Source organism: Qipengyuania sp. SM2512, from assembly GCF_054954005.1.
The window spans coordinates 3,122,930-3,141,266 of the sequence record NZ_CM143134.1; the positions used below are offsets into that span (position 1 = coordinate 3,122,930).

Consider the following 18,337-nt stretch of genomic DNA (forward strand, 5'->3'; position numbering starts at 1 on the left):
CGCGCGCGACCGGAGTCGGCACTCGCAGGCCCGGTCACTGGTGCGACCCCGCGGGCAGGCGCTGGGCCGGATGGGACGGAGCGAGTCTCACTGAGTGAGGATTTCCTTCTCCTTCGCCTCGGCGACCTGATCGGCCTCGGCGACATGCTTGTCGGTCAGCTTCTGGACCTCGTCCTCGAGACGCTTGCGGTCGTCCTCGGAGATTTCCTTCTTCTTCTCGTCTTCCTTGAGCGCTTCCATCGCGTCGCGGCGCACGTTGCGGATCGCGATCTTGGCGTTCTCGGAATACTGCCCCGCGAGCTTGGCCAGCTCCTTGCGGCGCTCCTCGGTCAGATCGGGCAGCGGCAGCCGGATGGTCTGACCGTCGGTCATCGGGTTGAGACCCAGATTGGCGCGGGCGATGCCCTTTTCCACTGCGGTGGTGTTGGCCTTGTCCCAGACCTGCACCGCGAGCATGCGCGGCTCGGGCGCGTTGACCGTCGCCACCTGGTTGAGCGGCATGATCGAACCATAGACCTCGACCGTCACCGGATCGAGCAGCGCGGGATTGGCGCGCCCGGTGCGCAGGCCGGAAAGATCGCCCCTGAGGCTCTCCACCGCGCCCGCCATGCGGCGCTCGATATCGCTTTTGTCGTATTTGGCCATGGTTGAAATCCTCGGTCTGTTGGTCGGTTCTGAAACTGTTGTCGCTGGGATCTATCCGTGGCGGCGCGCGCTGTCTCGCTCGCTTCTACGCCTTGCCGACGATGGTCCGGGCGCCCTCGCCTGCCAGCACGCGCGCCAGATTGCCCTTCTCGCGAATCGAGAAAACCACGATCGGGATGTCGTTGTCGCGGCACAGCGAAACGGCGCTGGCATCCATCACCTTGAGATTATCCGCCAGCACCCGGTCGTAAGTGACCGTATCGTAACGCTTCGCCTGCGGGTTGTGCTTGGGGTCGCAATCATAGACACCGTCGACGCTGGTGCCCTTGAGCAGCGCGTCGCAGCGCATTTCGGCGGCGCGCAGCGCGGCGCCGCTGTCGGTGGTGAAATAGGGGGCGCCCACGCCCGCGGCGAAGATCACGATGCGGCCCTTTTCGAGATGGCGCTCGGCGCGGCGGCGGATCACCGGCTCGCACACCTTGTCCATCTCGATCGCCGACTGGACCCTGGTGGGCACGCCCAATTGCTCGAGCGCACTCTGCATCGCCAGCGCGTTCATCACCGTCGCCAGCATGCCCATGTAATCGGCCTGCGCCCGGTCCATCCCCTGTGCCGCGCCCGCCATCCCGCGGAAGATATTGCCGCCGCCGATGACGAGACAGATCTCGAGCCCGCCCGCCTGCGCGGCTTTCACCTCTTTGGCGAGTTCCATGACGAAGGCGGGATCGATCCCGAACTGCTGATCCCCCATCAACACTTCGCCCGACAGCTTGAGCAGGACGCGTTTGATCGGGGGCATGGTCATGGGGCGAGAGCTGTCCGTTAAATCCAAGGGTTGCGGCTCCTTAGCCCCCTCGCGGCGGAGGCGCAAAGGGGAAAGGGGCGCCGGGCCAGATCGGGATTTCCTACACGCGAAACGCCCGCTAGCCTCGCCGCGGGCCATTGCAGGCGCGATTCGCCCGCCGGGCCGGCCACGCACCCTTCCCCCGGTTGTGTTTCATCAACCAACTACCCGCGAATCGGGAAAGGCGCACAAAAACGGCCGCCGGATCGAAATCCGGCGGCCGCAAATTGCAGGAGTTGGTTGGGCGCTCAGCCCTTGACGGCAGCCGCCACTTCCGCGGCGAAATCGCTCTCTTCCTTCTCGATGCCCTCGCCGAGCTGGAAGCGGACATAATCCTTCAGCTCGATCGCATGGCCGGCATCCTTGCCCGCCTTGGCAACTACGTCGGAAATCGCGGTCTTGTTGTCCATCACGAAAACCTGGCTCAGCAGCGCGTTTTCCTTGGCGAACTTCTTGATTGCACCGTCGACCATCTTTTCCTGGACCTCGGCCGGCTTGCCGCTCTCGGCTGCCTTCTCGGCCGCGATCTTGCGCTCGCGCTCGATCGTCTCGGCATCGAGACCCTCGGCATTGAGCGCCTGCGGGAAAGCCGCGGCGATGTGCATTGCCAGCTGCTTGCCGAGCGCCTCGAGCACATCGGCGCCCGCCTCGCTCTCGAGCGCGACCAGCACGCCGATCTTACCGAGGTTAGGCGCAACCGCATTGTGCATATAGGGCACGACCATGCCCTTGGAGACCGACACGGTCTTCATCCGCCGGATCTGCTGGTTCTCGCCGATGGTGGCGACATTGTCGGTGAGCTTGTCGCTCACGGTCCCGCCGTCGGGATAGTCGAGACCCTTGAGCGCCTCGACATCATCGCCCGACGCCTTGAGAGCGGTTTCGGTGACCTTGCGGACGAAATCCTGGAAGCGGTCGTTCTTGGCGACGAAGTCGGTCTCGGAATTGATCTCGACTGCAACGCCCTTGGTGCCCCCGGACTCATTGGCGACGGCGACGCCGACCAGACCCTCGGCTGCGGTGCGGCTGGACTTCTTCTGCGCGGTGGCGAGGCCCTTGGCGCGCAGCGCGTCGACAGCCGCCTCGAGGTCGCCGTCGCATTCGACGAGCGCCTTCTTGGCATCCATCATGCCCGCGCCGGTCCGCTCGCGCAGCGCCTTGATGTCGGCGGTGGTGAAATTCGCCATGGTGGGATCCTTCTCGAATGATATGCGGCGCCGGGCCGAGACAACTCGGACCGGCGCCTAGACTGGAGTTTTGACGGGTGCATGACGCACCCGCGCCGCAATCAGGCCGCGGCTTCTTCCGGCGGATTGTCCATCGCGCCGAAGTCCTGGCCGCTGTCGATCACGCCCTCGCCCTTGCCCGAGCGGGCCGCCTCGCCGATCGCGTCGCAATAGAGGCGAACTGCGCGGCTGGCGTCGTCATTGCCCGGGATCGGGAAGGCGATGCCGGTGGGGTCGGTGTTGGTGTCGAGCACCGCAATCACCGGAATGCCGAGGACGTTGGCTTCCTTGATCGCGAGCTCTTCCTTGTTGGCGTCGATCACGAACATCACGTCGGGAATGCCGCCCATGTCGCGGATGCCGCCGAGCGAGAGCTCGAGCTTGTCGCGTTCGCGGGTGAGCTGGAGAACTTCCTTCTTGGTCAGACCCGAAGTGTCGCCCGAAAGCTGCTCCTCGAGCGTCTTGAGACGCTTGATCGAACCCGAGATGGTCTTCCAGTTGGTGAGCATGCCGCCCAGCCAGCGGTGGTTGACGAAGTGCTGACCCGAGGCGCGGGCGGCTTCGGCGATCGTATCCTGCGCCTGACGCTTGGTGCCGACGAACAGCACCTTCCCGCCCGAACGCGCGGACTGCGCGACGAAGTCGAGCGCACGTGCGAACAGGGGTACGGTCTGCGACAGGTCGATGATGTGGATGCCGTTGCGCGCGCCGAAGATATACGGCTTCATGCGCGGGTTCCAGCGGTGGGTCTGGTGGCCGAAATGGGCACCGGCCTCGATCAATTGCTGCATCGTGACGGTAGGAGCCGCCATAAGTATTTCCTTTCCGGTTTGACCTCTGGAAGGCTGGAACCCGAGATGCGGAGCATTCCCGCTATCGGGCACCGGTATGAAGCGCCTGCCATGTGGATTTGTCCGCTTGGAGCCGTGCCGGAAGTGGCCGAATCCGCGATGGACGGCAGGCCCTTAGCGCGGATGACCGCGCAAATCCACCGTCAATTCGTCGCCGAACTGCGCCCGCCAGCCGCATTTCCGCTTGACCACCCGGAACAAATAGGGAACATATGGCGCATCGCCGGAACGAAATGCGGGCGATGAAAGTTTTCCACTGGCTATCCACATCCTGTCAACCGGGTTGGGATCGCATCGAGTGAAGGAAAGACAGCCGATGCTTGCTCTTGTTCTGTTTACGGTCCTTGGTTTTCTGGCGATTGCCTGCCTGGCGGTGCTGGCCGATAGCGCCCTGCGCTGGTGGTCGGCCTATGGAGCATTGAAGCGGCAGATGGGCGATGGCGAACGCACGTCTCCGCAAGCACCCACCGGCGTGCGGAACCAAAATACGCAGCCCGCTCGCGCGCTGAGGTCGCGCCAGCCTATTCAGCGGGCCTCGCTGCGCGCTGCCGCCTGATCTTTGCATAGCGCATCCAGCCATAGGGAAGCGCAGCCAGGTAGCCGAGACAGATCGCGACCAGTGTCCACCAGGGCTCGAGCAAGAGTGCTGCAAAAAGCAGCCCGACGAATGCCAGCAGTTCCAACCGGATGGTCCGGCGCGGACGCAAGGATGCCCAGCTCATCGTCGCCAGGTTCGAGATCATCAGCACTGCGATGACCGCCAGCCACGGGCCGACGAGCAGCGGATCGCGAAAGAACTCCTGCCCCGTCGCCATCCAGAAGTAGAACGGCAGGAACGCCAGGCCCGCCGCCACGGGCGCGGGGATGCCGGTCAGGAACCCGGCCGATTTGTGCGGTTGCTCGTCGGTGTCGATCTGGGCATTGAAGCGGGCCAATCGCAGCGCGCAACAGATCGCGAAAGCCAGCGCCGCGAACCAGCCGAGCCGCGACATGTCGTGCAGCGACCAGAGATAGATGATGATCGCGGGCGCGGTCCCGAAGGACAGCGAATCCGCCAGACTGTCCAGCTCGGCACCGAAGCGCGATTGCGCGTTGAGCATGCGGGCGATCCGCCCGTCGAGCCCGTCGAGCAGCCCTGCAAGGATAATCGCGAAAACCGCCAGGCTCCACTGCCCCGCAATGGCGAACCGGATGCCGGTCAGTCCGGAACACAGCGCGGCGGCGGTGATCGCATTGGGCAGCAGCGCCCGCAGCGTCAAACCGCGTGGACGCGTCTGGCCCAGCTCGAAAGCTTCGTCCTCGGTAGCCTTGGGGCCCAGCCGCGGCCGCTCCCCGCGTGGATCGGCGCTCACTGGCTCACCCCTTCGATCAGTTTCTGTGTCCCGATTTCGCCCAGCACGGTCTCGCCCGCGATGCAGCGCTGTCCCAGCAGAACCCGGGAATCGGTGCCCGCCGGAAGATAGACATCGACCCGGCTGCCGAAGCGGATCAGCCCGACGCGCTGCCCTGCCCCGACCGTGTCGCCCGGCTTGACGAAGGGCACGATCCGCCGCGCCACCAGGCCGGCGATCTGGGTGAAGCCGATCCGCGTCCCGTCGGCGCGCTCGATTAATATGTGCTGGCGCTCGTTTTCCTCGCTCGCCTTGTCGAGATCGGCGTTCAGGAACTTGCCCGGGAGATAGACCAGCCGGCGGATCACCCCCGCGATCGGCGCACGATTGATGTGGACGTCGAACACGCTCATGAAGATCGAAATCCGGGTCACCGGTCCGTCGGGAAGACCATCGATCCCGCTGCCATCGTCGATCTTGAGTTCCTCGGGGGGCTCGACCAGCGCGATCAGCGAGACCAGCCCGTCCGCCGGCGAGACGATCAGCGTATCCTCGTGCGGGACAACCCGTTCCGGATCGCGAAAGAAGGCGAAGATGCCCGCCGATAGCGCCAGCAGCGGCCAGCCGACGATCTCCCAATCGAACAGCAGCAGGAACACCAGGCTGACCGCGATCGCGATCAGTCCGTATTTGCGACCTTCGGGATGGATGCGGGGCAAGGACCAGGCAACATCGCCGCGGCCCTGATTGTCGAGGAGTTCGCCTGCCATCGGCACCGTCTAGGGTACGCGCCGCCCAGCCGCAAGCGCCCGGGCGCGCTAGCCAGCCTTGCGCAGGAACACCGTTCCCGCGGAATAGCCCGCTCCGAAACTGCAGATCAGCCCGGTGTCGCCGGACTGCAGATCCTCGCAGTGGAGATGGAAGGCGATGATCGATCCTGCGCTCGAGGTGTTGCCATAGGTGTCGAGCACGGTCGGGCTCTCGTCCTCGCTGGCCTCGTGACCCAGCACGCGCTGCGCAATCAGCCGGTTCATCCCCGCATTGGCCTGGTGCAGCCACAATCGCCGCAGGTCCTGCGGATCGAGCGCGAGCCGCTCGGCCTCCTCGACGATCATCTGCGCGACCATCGGGACGACCTCCTTGAACACCTTGCGGCCTTCCTGGACGAAGAGCTTGTCCGGCGCATCCGCGGTTTCGGGATGGGCGCGGTTGAGATAGCCGAAATTGTTGCGGATATTGTTCGAGAACACCGTCTTGAGCCGCGTGCCCAGAATGTCCCAATGCACCGCCGGCGCCATAGCCGCATCCTCGACCAGCACCGCGGTGGCGCCATCGCCGAAGATGAAATGGCTGTCGCGGTCGCGCCAGTTGAGATGGCCGCTGGTAATCTCGGGGCTCACCACCAGCACGCTGCGGGCGTTGCCGGCGCGGATGTAATCGGCAGCGGTCTGGATCCCGAAGGTTGCGGAAGAGCAGGCGACATTCATGTCGAAGGCGAAACCGTTGATCCCCAGCGCCTGCTGGATCTCGATCGCCATCGCCGGATAGGGCCGCTGCATGTTCGATGCCGCGCACAGCACCGCATCGACATCGCCCGGATCGCGCCCGGCGCGCGCCAGCGCATCGCGCGCCGCCGCAACGCCGATCTCAGCCAGGATCGACAGCTCGTCGTCGCCGCGCTCGTCGAGCCGCGGCGCCATGATCGCAGGATCGAGCACCGCCGCCTTGGTCATGACGTGGCGCGCCTTGATCCCGCTCGCCTTCTCGATGAACTCGACCGAACTCGGCTGCAGCGCTTCCACCTCGCCGGCGGCGATTCCCGTAGCGTGCTCGGCGTTGAAGCGCTCGACATAGAGGTTGAAGCTGGCGACCAGCTCCTCGTTGGTGATGCTCTCCGCCGGCGTGAACAACCCGGTGGCGGAGATGACGGGACGACCCGTCGGCACGATATCTGCTCTCATGGCGAAACGCGTAATCCCGCGCAGCCGCTACGGCAAGGCCACGCGCACGCTGTATGCCCCCGGCACTTGCGGCTGGCGCGGCCGGCACTGGCGAATGCGGGGAAGCAAAATATCCGCAGCATTGTCTTCGATGCGACGCTGAACCGACGCACGGCCGCAATGTCCGCCTCCTAGCGGCCTCCACAGAACAGGGGGCCGAAATGAAACGAATCGCGATCGTCGCCGCAGCGGCTCTGGCCTGCTCGGCGGCTCCTGCCGCATCTCATAAGGGCGCACACCAATCGGACCAGGCGCCGTGGCAGCAGCCGAGCGAATGGCCCGACCGGATCGTGGTGACCATGGATGGCGATCCGGCGACCTCGATCGGCGTGAGCTGGCGTACCGCCGAGAGCGTCGGGGCGACGAGGGCGGAGATCGCCAGGGCGCTTCCCGATGCGCGCTTCGATCAGCTCGCCACTTCGGTGGTGGCCGAGACCCAGCGCCTCGATCTCGCCCGGTTCGAACATGCCGGAAAGATCTTCTCGGTCGAGCACAACCAGGATCTGCCGGCGACCAGCCACCACTCGCTGCGCTTCGACGGCCTCGAACCCGATACGCTGTATGCCTACCGCGTGCAGGGCGCCGAAGGACACTGGTCCGAATGGTTTCACACCCGCACCGCGCCGCTTTCGGGTCCGCTGCGCTTCATCGATCTGGGCGATGCGCAAAACGGGCTCGCCTCCCACTGGCCGCGCGTCATCCGTGCCGCATTCCAGAGCGCGCCCGATGCCCGCTTCATTCTCCACGCCGGCGATCTCGTGAATCGCGGCTCGCGCGATCTCGAATGGGCGCACTGGTTCCGGGCCAGCGGCTTCATCCACGGCATGATCCCCGCCATCCCGGTGACCGGCAATCACGAATATGACGACTACCCGCTGACCGAAGAGGAAGAGCTGGAATTGCTCTCCATCCTCTGGCGCCCTCAGTTCCGGCTGCCCGAGGAGCCGGGTCTCTCGGCCGAGCTGCAGGAGACCGTCTATGCCGTGCGCTATTCGGCCGACCTGCACGTCTTCGTCCTGAACACCAATATCGACGACATGAGCGAGCAGGCTGCGTGGCTCGACCGGCAGCTCGAGCAGAGCGGTGCGCGCTGGCGGATCGTGACCGCGCATCACCCGATCTTTTCCTCGGGCCGAGATCGGGACAATCCCGAGGGACGCGAAATCCTGTTGCCCATTCTGCTCAAGCACAAGGTGGATCTGGTCCTGCAGGGGCACGATCATACCTATGCCCGGGGCAGTGTCGGCGATCGGAGCCAGACACCGAACCGCACCGCCGCCACCGATACGGCAGACCGGAACGCCATCGCGACGATGTTCGTGAATTCGGTCTCCGGCCCCAAGCAGTACAAGTTCAACGAGAGCGGCTGGGACCAGTACGCGCCCACCGGCGTCACGCTCGAGCGGATGGGCGAGAACACGCAGTTCTGTCAGGTGATCGGGATCGACGGAGAGGCGCTGCACTATGCCGCCTACACCGCCGATGGCGAGCTTTACGACGAGGTCCAGCTGACCAAATCCGATACCGGCATCAAGACCATCGCGCCCCGCAGGTCCGACCTTCCGGCCGAACGACGCTTTTCCAACACGCTGCCTTACGAGAGCGTGCGGGACTAATTTTCAAACAACAAACAATAACTTACCAAAGGGAACAACCATGACGGATCTGTCCGGCCGCAAGGCCTTTGCCCTGCTCGCGTCCTCCGCACTTGCCGCTCTGGCAACAGGCACGGCTCAGGCGCAGGAGGCTCCGGCCGCTGCCAGCAGCGAAGTGGGCCAGGCCACGGTCACGGGCCGCGTGTTCGACATACGCACCGGGAATTCGCTGCAAGGCGCGGTCGTTCGCGTGGCCGGGACCGGCGAACGTGATGTGACCGAGGACGACGGGCGCTATCAGGTTCAGGTTCCCGCCGGTTCGAGCACCATCGAGGTGGATTATGTCGGCTTCGACAACGCCCGCCAGACCGTCAACGTGGCGGCGCGCGGCAGCGCGGTCGCCGATATCGGTCTCGACAGCGCGGCGCTGGCCGGTGAGCAGATCGTGGTCCGCGCGGCTGCGACGGGGCAGGCGCTGGCGATCAACCAGCAGCGCACCGCCGACGGCATCGTCAACATCTACTCCGAAGAGGTGTTCGGTCCGGCTCCCGATGGCAATATCGGCTATGCGCTGCAGCGGCTGCCCGGGATCAGCGTCAACACCAACCAGAGCGGCGAACCGACCGGCGTCAACATCCGCGGCGTCGAGGGCGATTTCAACTCCTTCCAGATCAATGGCAACCGGCTGCCTTCCGCCGGCGGCGCGCGCGGCCTCAGCACCGGCGATTTTTCGGCCGATGGCATTTCGAACATCGAGGTGATCAAGGCGGCCACGCCCGATCGCGACGGCGATGCGATCGGCGGCATCATCAACGTCGTCACCCGCAGCGCCTTCGAGCGCAGCGGCCAGCGGATCGATATCGAGGCCGCCGGCGTCTACAGCGACCTTCCCGAGGAGCTGGGCTATTCGGTCAGCGCCAATTATTCGGACATCTTCGCGCTCGGCGGCGACATGAACAATTTCGGCGTCAGCGTATCCGTCGGCAGCTACGAGATCGACCGTTCATCCTATAACCGCGACATGGACTGGGTGCAGGTCACGCCCGAAAACAATCCCGAACTCGGCCTGGATCAGTATGACGATCCGGTGTGGTTCATGGAATCCTCGCACTGGGAAATCGACCGGCAGGTTACCAAGGTCAACACCGCCAATATCGACCTCGACTACCGCACCGACGAATTCAATTCGTTCTACCTGCGCGGCTTCTACAGCCATTCGGACCGTTCCAACGACGTGTTCGAAACCGATATCGACATCGACACGCGCTTCCAGAACGCGCTCGGCGGTCGCAAGACCTACGCCGAACTGACCCCCACTTCGGGCCGGGGCACGCCCGGCGACGGCGGCTCGCAAGGCTCGCGCGGCTGGATCGGCACCGACGAGGACCGCACCACCGAGCTGTACTCGGTCAATTTCGGCGGTCGTCACGAGATGACGCAGAGCCTGCTGACCTACGATCTGTTCTACTCGCGCAGTCGACAGGATTTCGCCACCGACAACGAGCTCAACTTTCTCGTGGAGCCGGACAGCCCCTGGTTGCAGTTCGAATACCAGCTCAACGACGTGACCCGCGGCGATGTCGTGATCAGCGAGATCAGCGGTCAGGACAGCACCGACCTGTCGCTGGTGACCGAGGGCGAACTGGCCGTCGGCAGCGCACTCGCGGTCGAGGAAGTCTACAGCGCGCGCGCCGATCTCGAGCGCAGTTTCGATTTCGGCCGGAGCGAGCTGACCCTGAAGGCCGGCGGCAAATATTTCCGCAGCGAGGCGACCCGCGACCAGACCGTCGCGGTCTATGAGATGGACGAGGCCTTCCCCTATGCCAGCATCCTCGATCCGACCGACGACGTGCATATGGGCGGCGCCAAGATCTACAATGTCTTCCCCTCGCGAGGCGTGGCGCTGCTGGCGAGCAATCCGGAACTGTTCGAACTGAACGAGGAAGACACGCTGGAAGACAGCTTCTTCGGCGATTTCAATTCGACCGAGGAAACCGTGGCGGGCTACGGCATGGGCACGATCCGCTCGGGCATCCACACGATCATCGCCGGTCTGCGCTACGAGAACGTCGCGTTCGACAACACCAACTTCGCCGTCAGCTTCCTCGACGGCGAGGGATCGGTCGGCGAGTTGCGGACGCAGAACTCCTACGATTTCTGGCTACCCGGGATCCACTTCCGCCATGAGCTCACGCCCAATCTGATCCTGCGCGAGAGCTACAACCGCAGCTATGGCCGCCCGCGCCGCAGCGAACTGGCCAGCGGCCGGTTCATCAACGAAGACGGCGACATCGTGGACGGCAACCCGAATTTGCAGCCCGCGGTGTCGGAAAACTTCGATGCCCAGGCGGAGTATTACACCAAGACCGGCGGCCTCTACTCGGTCGGGTTGTTCTACAAGGACATCTCCAATTTCTCCTACGACCGGGTCTACGATTTCAACGATTTGCACGCGAACGGCATTCCTATTCCCGACGTGGATGGCGATTTTGAATATGAAGTCCCCACCAATGGCACCAGCGCGAAGAATTACGGTCTCGAACTGATCGCCCGCCAGCGGCTGGTCTTTCTCCCCGGTGCGCTGCGCGGCCTGACCGCCGGGGTCAGCGCGACCTTCACCGAAACCGAAGCCAATTACCCCGATCGCGCCGATCGCGACGATCTGCCGTTGCCGGGCTTTTCCGACTTCCTGTTCACCGCGACGCTGGAATGGGCATGGAAGGGCTTCAACGCCCGCGCGGACTACATCAACCGCTCGGACTATGTCGAAGGTCTGGGCAGCGATATCGAGAGCGACGAGTTCTTCGGGCCCGAAGAGCGGCTCGACCTCTCGGCATCCTACCGGTTCGGCGGCGGGCTGCGGATCTTCGGCAATGTCATCAACGTCACCGACGAATCCCAGTTCTCCTACCAGGGCTACGAACCCTTCACCGAGGACGCCAACCTGACCGGGCGGAAGATCACCGTCGGCCTCGGCTACACCTTCTGATCGGAGAATTGATTGTGACCAGGACTTTCCGCCCGGCCCTCGCGCTGGCGCTCGCCGCTTCCCTCCCGCTTTTTGCGGCCCCGCTGCACGCGCAGGATATGGCCGCGCCGGCCGCCCCTGTCGGCCAGGCAGAGGCGGAGCCGGCTGCGCAGGCCAGGAACATCATCCTGTTCGTCGCCGATGCTGCCGGCGTCTCGGTGCTCAACGGCGCGAGCCTGCTGGAATATGGCGAGCCGCTCAAACTCCGCATCCAGCAATGGCCGCATCTCGGCCTCAGCGAGACCTCGCCGGTGGACTCCTTCGTCTCGGACTCCGCCAATGGGATGTCCGCCATCATGACCGGGGTGAAGACCCGCAACGGCGTGATCAGCCAGTCGTCCGATGCCATACGCGGCGAACGTGACGGCGCACCCACCAAGACGCTGCTCGAATATGCCGAGGAACGCGGTCTGCTGACCGGTGTGGTCAGCAGTCAATCGATCGCCGATGCGACGCCTGCCGCCACCTATGCCCATGCCAATGATCGCGGCAAGCAGGGGGAGATCTTTGCGCAGGCCTTCGCCCCGCGGTTCGGCGACGGGGTCGACGTGATGATCGGCGCGGGCCGCAAGCGCATCGGCGACCAGCTCGGAGCGCTGGGAACCGGCTTCGCGCCGCTGGCGCAGCAGCATGGCCGCCCGGTCTACGAAACGATCGAGGCCGTCCCCGGCGGCAACGAGCGCCCCATCGTGGTTGCCGACGCAATCGACGTGCGCGCCGCCACCCTGCGAGCGCTCGAACTGCTGCAGCGATCGCCGACCGGCTATTTCCTCGTGGTCGAGTGGGACGCCCATACCGACGATCCGCGCGAGGGCCTGCAGAACATGGCCGATTTCGACAAGCTCATCGCCGAGGTCGAAAGCCGGGTCGATCTGGACGACACGCTGTTGCTGTTCACCGCCGATCATTCCTTCGGACTGCAGGTCGATGGCGGCAAGCGCGGGGCGGACCTGCTGGCCGGCTACGACGCGTGGAAGGCTTCGGGCAGCGAGGAAGGTCCGGTCCGGCTCGACAACGTCATGGTCAACGACAGCCACACCGCCGAGGAAGTCCCGGCGCTCGCGATCGGGGCGGGCGCGGACCGCGTGCGCGGCTATTTCCCCAACACCCATCTCTTCGAAGTCATGCTGAATGCCTGGAACTGGAGCCCCGATGCCGCGAACGACTGAGGTCATGGGTCCCGCGCTCGTTCCGGCAACGGCTCGCCGCACGCATGCCCTCCGGCCCTTGTTCCTCGCTGGACTGGCCAGCGCGGCGATCGGCTGCGCCCCGACACCGGGCCGGGACCTGACATACCGCGTCCGCGCCGATCTCGCCGCGCCGCTCAATGAAGATACCGGCTGGGCCGGAGCGACGGGGGCGGCGGCAACGATCGCGGCCGACCAGCCCTTCCGCCTGCGGATGGAAGCCAGGTGGGCGAGCCCGCGACCGGTTTCCGATTGCAGGCACGCCGCAACGGCGGGGAATGGGCCACGCTCGACGCGCAGTCCTTCCCCTATCCGAAGCGAGAGCTCGAACTGGAATTCGCAGATCACGCGCCCGGGGTTACTCCTCCCGGCTGGCTCATCCAGTCCGAATCGACCGATGATCTCCTTATCCGTCAGGACGGCGCCGACCGCGTGTTGCGCGCACAGGGCGGCGCGGCCGGCCTGCTCGCCACCTATCCCGCGCCGTGGCCCCTGCCGCAATTCGGCTACGCCGCGCGTTTCCGCCTGCCCGCCGACGATACGCGAGGGTTCGCCCTGGTGTTCGGCCACGTCGATGCCAAAAGCCACGGCCTGCTGCGCATCGAACCCGATCGGGGCGTAACCCTGATCCGCGTGATCGATGGCCGGGAAACCGTTCTCGCCCGGCAAGCCGTCGCCCTTGCGCGATCGACATGGCACGACGCCGAAATCGAGCTGGAGGACGGCCGGATCGAAGTCAGCCTCGACGATGAAACCCTGCTCGCCGTGCCGCTGGATGCAATCGAGGGAGCAACCGGCCTGTCGGTCCCGGCGGGCGGCGCGGTGGACATAGCCGAACTCGCCATCGAAGGCGTCGCGCGCACCCCGGGTATCAGCATCATTGCCGCACCGGCCTATCCCCATGGCGCGGCCACCGACGACCTGCTCGCAGGCTCCCCGCTTCCCTTCACGCCCGGCGCCGGCCTGTCGCTGCGAGAGCGGACCCCGCATTGGGGTTCCGCCGGCCATCACGGCGAATTCGAATGGCCGCTGGTGATTCGCCGCTTCGCCGATGGACCCTCGCTCAACGAGGATGGCGAGCGGTTCGAATTCCGGATGATCGGCGCGCTCGGCGACACGCTTGCGCAAAGCGGTGTCGCGCGGATCACGCTGGCCGTTCCCCCCGGCCATCTGGGCGGCACCTATGTCGAGAACCCCGGACGGATCGGCCCCTGGCAGGCGCGCAACGGCGATCTGTATTTCATCATGGAACCGGCCGAAACCGACAACAAGTTCATGATGCTCAAATCCAGCGACGGCGGAGCGAGCTGGCGCGAGGTCGATGGTGCCAACCGGCCGCAAACCGGCGATCTGGAATCGGTCGACGGGCGAATGGTGGATGGCCGGATCCATATCGTTCATCAGGTCACCAGCTCGGTGCGCTACCACGTCTTCCGCACCTCCGATCACCCCACGCATCCGGACAGCTGGGACATCGTCGACGAAGTGGCGGCGCGCGCCGAAGCGATCGCGCAGACCGCGACCATGGCGGTCCGCTCCGATGGGAGCGTGGTCGCCATATTCCTGGGCGATCGACTGCATTATGCGATCCGCGCCGCCGATGGCAGCTGGAGCGCGCCGGTCGCCGTGGATCCGGGCGTGGACGTCATCAATGCCGGTCCTCAGGCAGTCGTCGGTCGCGGCGACGTCGTCCATCTCGCCTATTTCAGCGAGGATGGGACCATCTGGTATCGCCGCCTGCTTCCGGGCGGCACGCTCACCGCGCGCCGGGAACTGGCCCGGGGTGCGGGGACCGGCCGATCCGAATACGGCGCCGTGCTTCCCCTCGCCTACGATGACCAGACCGATACGCTCACCATCGCCTACAGGCTGGCCGATGGCAGCCTGTGGGAACGGCAGGTGCAAGGCAATGCCGCGCCGACGCAGCCGATCAGGATTTCCGATCGCGCGGTGATTACCGACGCGGTGGATTCGCAGCAGCCCGCCGCCGATATCGTTGCCGACGATGGCGGATTGCTTGCGCTCTTCGTCGATGAGGAAACGCGCAGCCTCTACAGCACCCGCCGCATCGGCGACCGATGGCAGGCCCCGGTTCTGCAGGTGGACGGGATCGAAGGCTCGTGGGTCCGCGGCAACGTCATCCGCCGGGCGGATGGCCGATCGGTCTACGGCTATGTCTACGATGCGGGTTCGCAGGGCGGCAGCGGCTTCAATCGCTACGGAGAGATCGTGCTGGACAGCGAATAGGCAAAGCAAATCAGATGAAGCGGGAGGACCGTGCGCCCGATGCCCTGGTCGGGTCCGACTAGGAAATCAGGATTCGCGCTTCAGCAGTCGTTTTTCATCTTGTGGTAAGGTCAGGATTTCGACGTAGGTCTGCGGACTGCGACCTTGTGAATAAAGGCGCGCCACCTGCCCGGTTATCCGTCCGACGTTTGGGGCGGACGTCCAAGATTGGGGGGAAGCAGAACTCCAACAACCGCGATGCTGTTATTGCTTAGCTTTGGCCTGCCAAGAAATACGGAGCACTTCAGGGGTCCTTTGCCAACTCTCCGCAACGAGAGCGCCATAGGCGATTGTTGCGGGTAACGTGCTTCGGAGAATGCTGCATGACCAGTGCCTGCGCATGGCGATCCAGAATGTTCTGCCACTCGAAGCGAACGGCTTCTTCCAACTCAGCCTGAGCAACGTATTCGCTAACGCCGGTAGCTAATGCATTCTTTTTCGCGGTCCCGATCCAATCGACGATACCCTGGCGATCGACCGCGAAACCCAACTGTTCGCAAGTCTGAAAGGACGAGGTAGCGACCGCGATCTTCTGAAACTGCTCTGCATAATCAGCTTGAGGTGCGCTAATGCCTATTAGCACCAACGGCCCGATGAATGCGAGAAGAGCCATTGCGAATCTCCTGGTTGAGTTCCTAAGGCTCTTATCACAACAGTAAGCTAAAATGAACGATGAAGCCCATTCTCGGATATTTTTCTTCAGCGACCGCAAGGTGACGATAAAAAAACTTTGCGTTTTGACCGTTGCCCAAGTTATCCACTTTTACTAATAGGCTAAGCACCGTTTTATTCGCAGACCAAGTCCCCCTCACGCTTGGCATCTACAATTTGGTCGTCTACAGGCAAGCCGCATTCCTTCTCCTCCTACTTCAGGTGGAGGTCGGGTGGGGGTGTTCGGCGCTTGCAGTTGCGGGCGCCGGACCCACAGCCCCGGCTCTTCCCCACAGAGAAGGGGGAGAACACCGTGCACCTCCTGCTTGGCCCGCTCCCCGCCACCTACGGAATGAGTCGCTCGGCGCGCAGCTGTTCGAACAGCGCGAAGAACGCGTCGTCCGTGGGCTGGTACCCAGTGAAACCGAGGCGGCGGCTTTTCGACATGTCGGTCACAACCTCGATCGGGCGGCCGAGATCGGCATCGGTGTGCCAGGGGGAGGCGAGCCGGGCGAGGTCGGGTTCGGCCAGGCTCTCGCGTTCGGCGATGCCGCGCCAGACACCCGCATCCTCGGCCATCTGCTGCGCGAGCGGACGCTCGGTGCCGTCGAAGGGCGCGGCCTCGATCCCGAACCACTCGGCGATCCGCTCCCACATCCATTGCCAGCGGAAGATATCGCCATTGACGATGTTGAATGCCTCATCATGCGCCGCTTCGGTCTCGGCAGCCCACAGCAGATGGCGCGCCAGCTGGCCCGCGTCGGTCATGTCGGTCAGTCCGGTCCACTGCGCAGCCGAGCCGGGGAAGGTGAACGGCCGCCCGGTCTCGCGGCACAGAGTGGCATAGACCGCGAGCGTGGTGCCCATGTTCATGGCATTGCCGACCGCCTTGCCGATCACCGTGTGCGGGCGATGGACGCTCCAGCTGAAGCCGCCGCGCTTGGCCGCGGCGAACAGCTCGTCTTCCTGGGCGTAATAGAAATTCTCGATGTCGAGCCGGCCCTGTTCCTCGCGGAACGGCGTCTGCGGCAGCGAGCCCTTGCCATAGGCCTCGAACGGACCGAGGTAGTGCTTGAGCCCGGTGACCAGCGCGACGTGGCGCGGCGCCTTGGGGAATGCTTCGAGGAGGTTGCGCACCATCGCCGCATTGACGCGGATATTCTCGGCCTCGGTCTCCTGCCGGAGCCAGGTGGTGATGAAGACGGCGCCGGGGGCGATGTCCTTCAAAGCCTCGGCCGTCGCATCGGCATCCAGCAGATCGGCGGCAACCGAGCGGACCCCGTCCTGCCGCGTGCCGCTGCGCGCGAGCCCGTAGACGGTCCATCCCTGCTCGACCAGAAGCGCCGCAGTCGCGCTGCCGCCGATGCCGGTCACGCCGGCCACCAATGCTGTCTTGCTCACTTCTCAATTCCTTTCGGGAGTGCGTCGGCTGGTACGGGGTCCTGTTCGACGACACCGCCCCGCCTTGGTCGATCGCACCGAATTGCGTGGTTTGTGATCGCGGATGGACCTTTCGCTGCCCTTCCCCAAGTCCGGCAAACCGCGTTCCGTTCCCAATGGTGGTGGAGAGTGCGCGCGTCGGGACCGTCGACAAACCCCGGTCTCCGCGGCTAATCCTCGCTCCATGCCAGCAAGCCCCCCACCCGCATCATCCGAGCCCTCCCGGCGACGGATCCTCGTCCTCAACGGCCCCAATCTCAACCTGCTCGGTCAGCGCGAGCCGGATGTCTATGGTCATGCGACGCTGGCGGATATCGGCGCGCTGCTCGAGGCGCGCGCCAGCGAACTCGGCCTCCAGGTCGAATGCCGCCAGTCGAACCATGAGGGCGTGCTGCTCGACTGGTTGCAACGGGCCGAAGCGGAAGGGTTCGCCGCCGTCCTGCTCAATGCCGGAGCCTATACGCACACATCGATCGCGCTGCTCGATGCGATCCGCGCGATCGCGCTGCCGGTTATCGAGGTGCATCTTTCAGACCCCGCGAAACGCGAGGAATTCCGGCATCTCTCCTATGTCGGCATGGCGGCGGTGGACACGGTCCAGGGGCTCGGCGCGCAATCCTATGTGGTCGCGCTGGAACGCGCCGCAGCGCTCTAGAACGTTACGGCGGGGCGCCGCCCGGCCCCCGTGCCCCCCTTGCAACCCGCGCGCCTCACGCGCATAGGTCCGCCAAATAACACACAAGGACTACCATGGCGGAACGAAAGAGCGGCTCCGGTGAGAAAACCGGTATGAATGTCGATATGGATCTGGTGCGCGAACTGGCCGAGTTGCTCGCCCAGTCCGACCTGACCGAGATCGAGGTCGAGGACGACGATCGCAAGATCCGCGTCGCGCGCACCGTGAGCGCCGCTCCGGTCGCCGCCGCCGCGCCGCAAGCACCCGCGGCTCCCGCTGCCGCCGCGCCTTCGCACGCGCCCGGCGCCGACGCGCCCGCGCTGCTCGCCGCGCATAGCAATGCGATGAAATCCCCCATGGTCGGCACGGTCTATATGGCGCCAGAGCCCGGGGCGGCCGATTTCGTTAAAGTGGGCGATAAGGTCGAAGCGGGCGACACGCTGCTGATCATCGAAGCGATGAAAGTGATGAACCCGATCGCTGCGGAGGCCGCGGGCACCGTCACGGCCATCCTCGTCGAGAACGCCCAGCCGGTCGAATTCGATCAGCCGCTGGTCGTCATCGGCTGAGCATAGCC

Annotated in this window: 16 protein-coding genes; 7 read left to right on the top strand and 9 right to left on the bottom strand. The window is 64.9% G+C overall.

Annotated features, from left to right (window positions below):
* Window positions 1-87: 87 nt before the first annotated feature.
* From frr to rpsB, 4 genes are all read right to left on the bottom strand, one after another.
* Window positions 88-645, bottom strand: coding sequence for a ribosome recycling factor (gene frr, locus ACQ5J0_RS15385; RefSeq protein WP_462568452.1), 558 nt, complete (start codon window positions 643-645; stop codon window positions 88-90).
* Between the two features lie 85 nt (window positions 646-730).
* On the bottom strand, window positions 731-1,450 hold the full coding sequence (pyrH, locus tag ACQ5J0_RS15390; RefSeq protein WP_462568453.1) for a UMP kinase: 720 nt from the start codon (window positions 1,448-1,450) through the stop codon (window positions 731-733).
* 287 nt (window positions 1,451-1,737) lie between these two features.
* Window positions 1,738-2,676: a translation elongation factor Ts gene (tsf, locus tag ACQ5J0_RS15395; protein ID WP_462568454.1), complete on the bottom strand. Its 939-nt coding sequence runs from the start codon at window positions 2,674-2,676 to the stop codon at window positions 1,738-1,740.
* A 101-nt stretch (window positions 2,677-2,777) separates the two neighbouring features.
* Window positions 2,778-3,527: a 30S ribosomal protein S2 gene (gene rpsB / locus ACQ5J0_RS15400; RefSeq protein WP_462568455.1), complete on the bottom strand. Its 750-nt coding sequence runs from the start codon at window positions 3,525-3,527 to the stop codon at window positions 2,778-2,780.
* Between the two features lie 337 nt (window positions 3,528-3,864).
* Here rpsB and ACQ5J0_RS15405 point away from each other — a divergent pair, with 337 nt between their 5' ends.
* The gene (locus ACQ5J0_RS15405; RefSeq protein ID WP_462568456.1) at window positions 3,865-4,122 is read left to right on the top strand and encodes a hypothetical protein; all 258 of its coding nucleotides are present in this window, start codon (window positions 3,865-3,867) and stop codon (window positions 4,120-4,122) included.
* Here ACQ5J0_RS15405 and ACQ5J0_RS15410 read toward each other — a convergent pair.
* Genes ACQ5J0_RS15410 through ACQ5J0_RS15420 form a run of 3 tightly spaced genes read right to left on the bottom strand, consistent with a single transcriptional unit; the run spans window position 4,088 to window position 6,858 of the window.
* A complete protein-coding gene (locus ACQ5J0_RS15410; protein ID WP_462570139.1) occupies window positions 4,088-4,885 on the bottom strand; it encodes a CDP-alcohol phosphatidyltransferase family protein in 798 nt (265 codons plus the stop codon). The two genes, ACQ5J0_RS15405 and ACQ5J0_RS15410, sit on opposite strands and share 35 nt — an antisense overlap.
* Before the next feature lie 29 nt (window positions 4,886-4,914).
* A complete protein-coding gene (locus tag ACQ5J0_RS15415; protein ID WP_462568457.1) occupies window positions 4,915-5,667 on the bottom strand; it encodes a phosphatidylserine decarboxylase in 753 nt (250 codons plus the stop codon).
* Window positions 5,668-5,715: 48 nt separating this feature from the next.
* Complete coding sequence (locus tag ACQ5J0_RS15420; RefSeq protein ID WP_462568458.1) at window positions 5,716-6,858, bottom strand: beta-ketoacyl-ACP synthase III; 1,143 nt, start codon at window positions 6,856-6,858, stop codon at window positions 5,716-5,718.
* Window positions 6,859-7,058: 200 nt separating this feature from the next.
* Here ACQ5J0_RS15420 and ACQ5J0_RS15425 point away from each other — a divergent pair, with 200 nt between their 5' ends.
* The 4 genes from ACQ5J0_RS15425 to ACQ5J0_RS15440 all read left to right on the top strand — a co-directional run bounded on the left by ACQ5J0_RS15425 (window position 7,059) and on the right by ACQ5J0_RS15440 (window position 14,954).
* Window positions 7,059-8,513, top strand: coding sequence for a purple acid phosphatase family protein (locus ACQ5J0_RS15425; RefSeq protein ID WP_462568459.1), 1,455 nt, complete (start codon window positions 7,059-7,061; stop codon window positions 8,511-8,513).
* Window positions 8,514-8,553: 40 nt separating this feature from the next.
* Window positions 8,554-11,481, top strand: coding sequence for a TonB-dependent receptor (locus ACQ5J0_RS15430; protein ID WP_462568460.1), 2,928 nt, complete (start codon window positions 8,554-8,556; stop codon window positions 11,479-11,481).
* A gap of 14 nt (window positions 11,482-11,495) precedes the next feature.
* Window positions 11,496-12,689, top strand: a complete 1,194-nt coding sequence (locus ACQ5J0_RS15435; RefSeq protein WP_462568461.1) for an alkaline phosphatase — start codon at window positions 11,496-11,498, stop codon at window positions 12,687-12,689.
* A 243-nt stretch (window positions 12,690-12,932) separates the two neighbouring features.
* Window positions 12,933-14,954: a hypothetical protein gene (locus ACQ5J0_RS15440; protein ID WP_462568462.1), complete on the top strand. Its 2,022-nt coding sequence runs from the start codon at window positions 12,933-12,935 to the stop codon at window positions 14,952-14,954.
* Between the two features lie 283 nt (window positions 14,955-15,237).
* Here the strand turns inward: ACQ5J0_RS15440 and ACQ5J0_RS15445 are convergent, their stop codons facing one another.
* Window positions 15,238-15,606, bottom strand: coding sequence for a hypothetical protein (locus ACQ5J0_RS15445; RefSeq protein WP_462568463.1), 369 nt, complete (start codon window positions 15,604-15,606; stop codon window positions 15,238-15,240).
* A gap of 383 nt (window positions 15,607-15,989) precedes the next feature.
* Entirely contained in the window at window positions 15,990-17,045 is a 1,056-nt protein-coding gene (locus ACQ5J0_RS15450) for an SDR family oxidoreductase (RefSeq protein ID WP_462568464.1), read from the bottom strand.
* 223 nt (window positions 17,046-17,268) lie between these two features.
* Here ACQ5J0_RS15450 and ACQ5J0_RS15455 point away from each other — a divergent pair, with 223 nt between their 5' ends.
* Both ACQ5J0_RS15455 and accB read left to right on the top strand, forming a co-directional pair.
* A complete protein-coding gene (locus ACQ5J0_RS15455) occupies window positions 17,269-17,739 on the top strand; it encodes a type II 3-dehydroquinate dehydratase (protein WP_462568465.1) in 471 nt (156 codons plus the stop codon).
* Window positions 17,740-17,834: 95 nt separating this feature from the next.
* Window positions 17,835-18,329, top strand: a complete 495-nt coding sequence (gene accB / locus ACQ5J0_RS15460; RefSeq protein ID WP_462568466.1) for an acetyl-CoA carboxylase biotin carboxyl carrier protein — start codon at window positions 17,835-17,837, stop codon at window positions 18,327-18,329.
* Window positions 18,330-18,337: the final 8 nt, after the last annotated feature.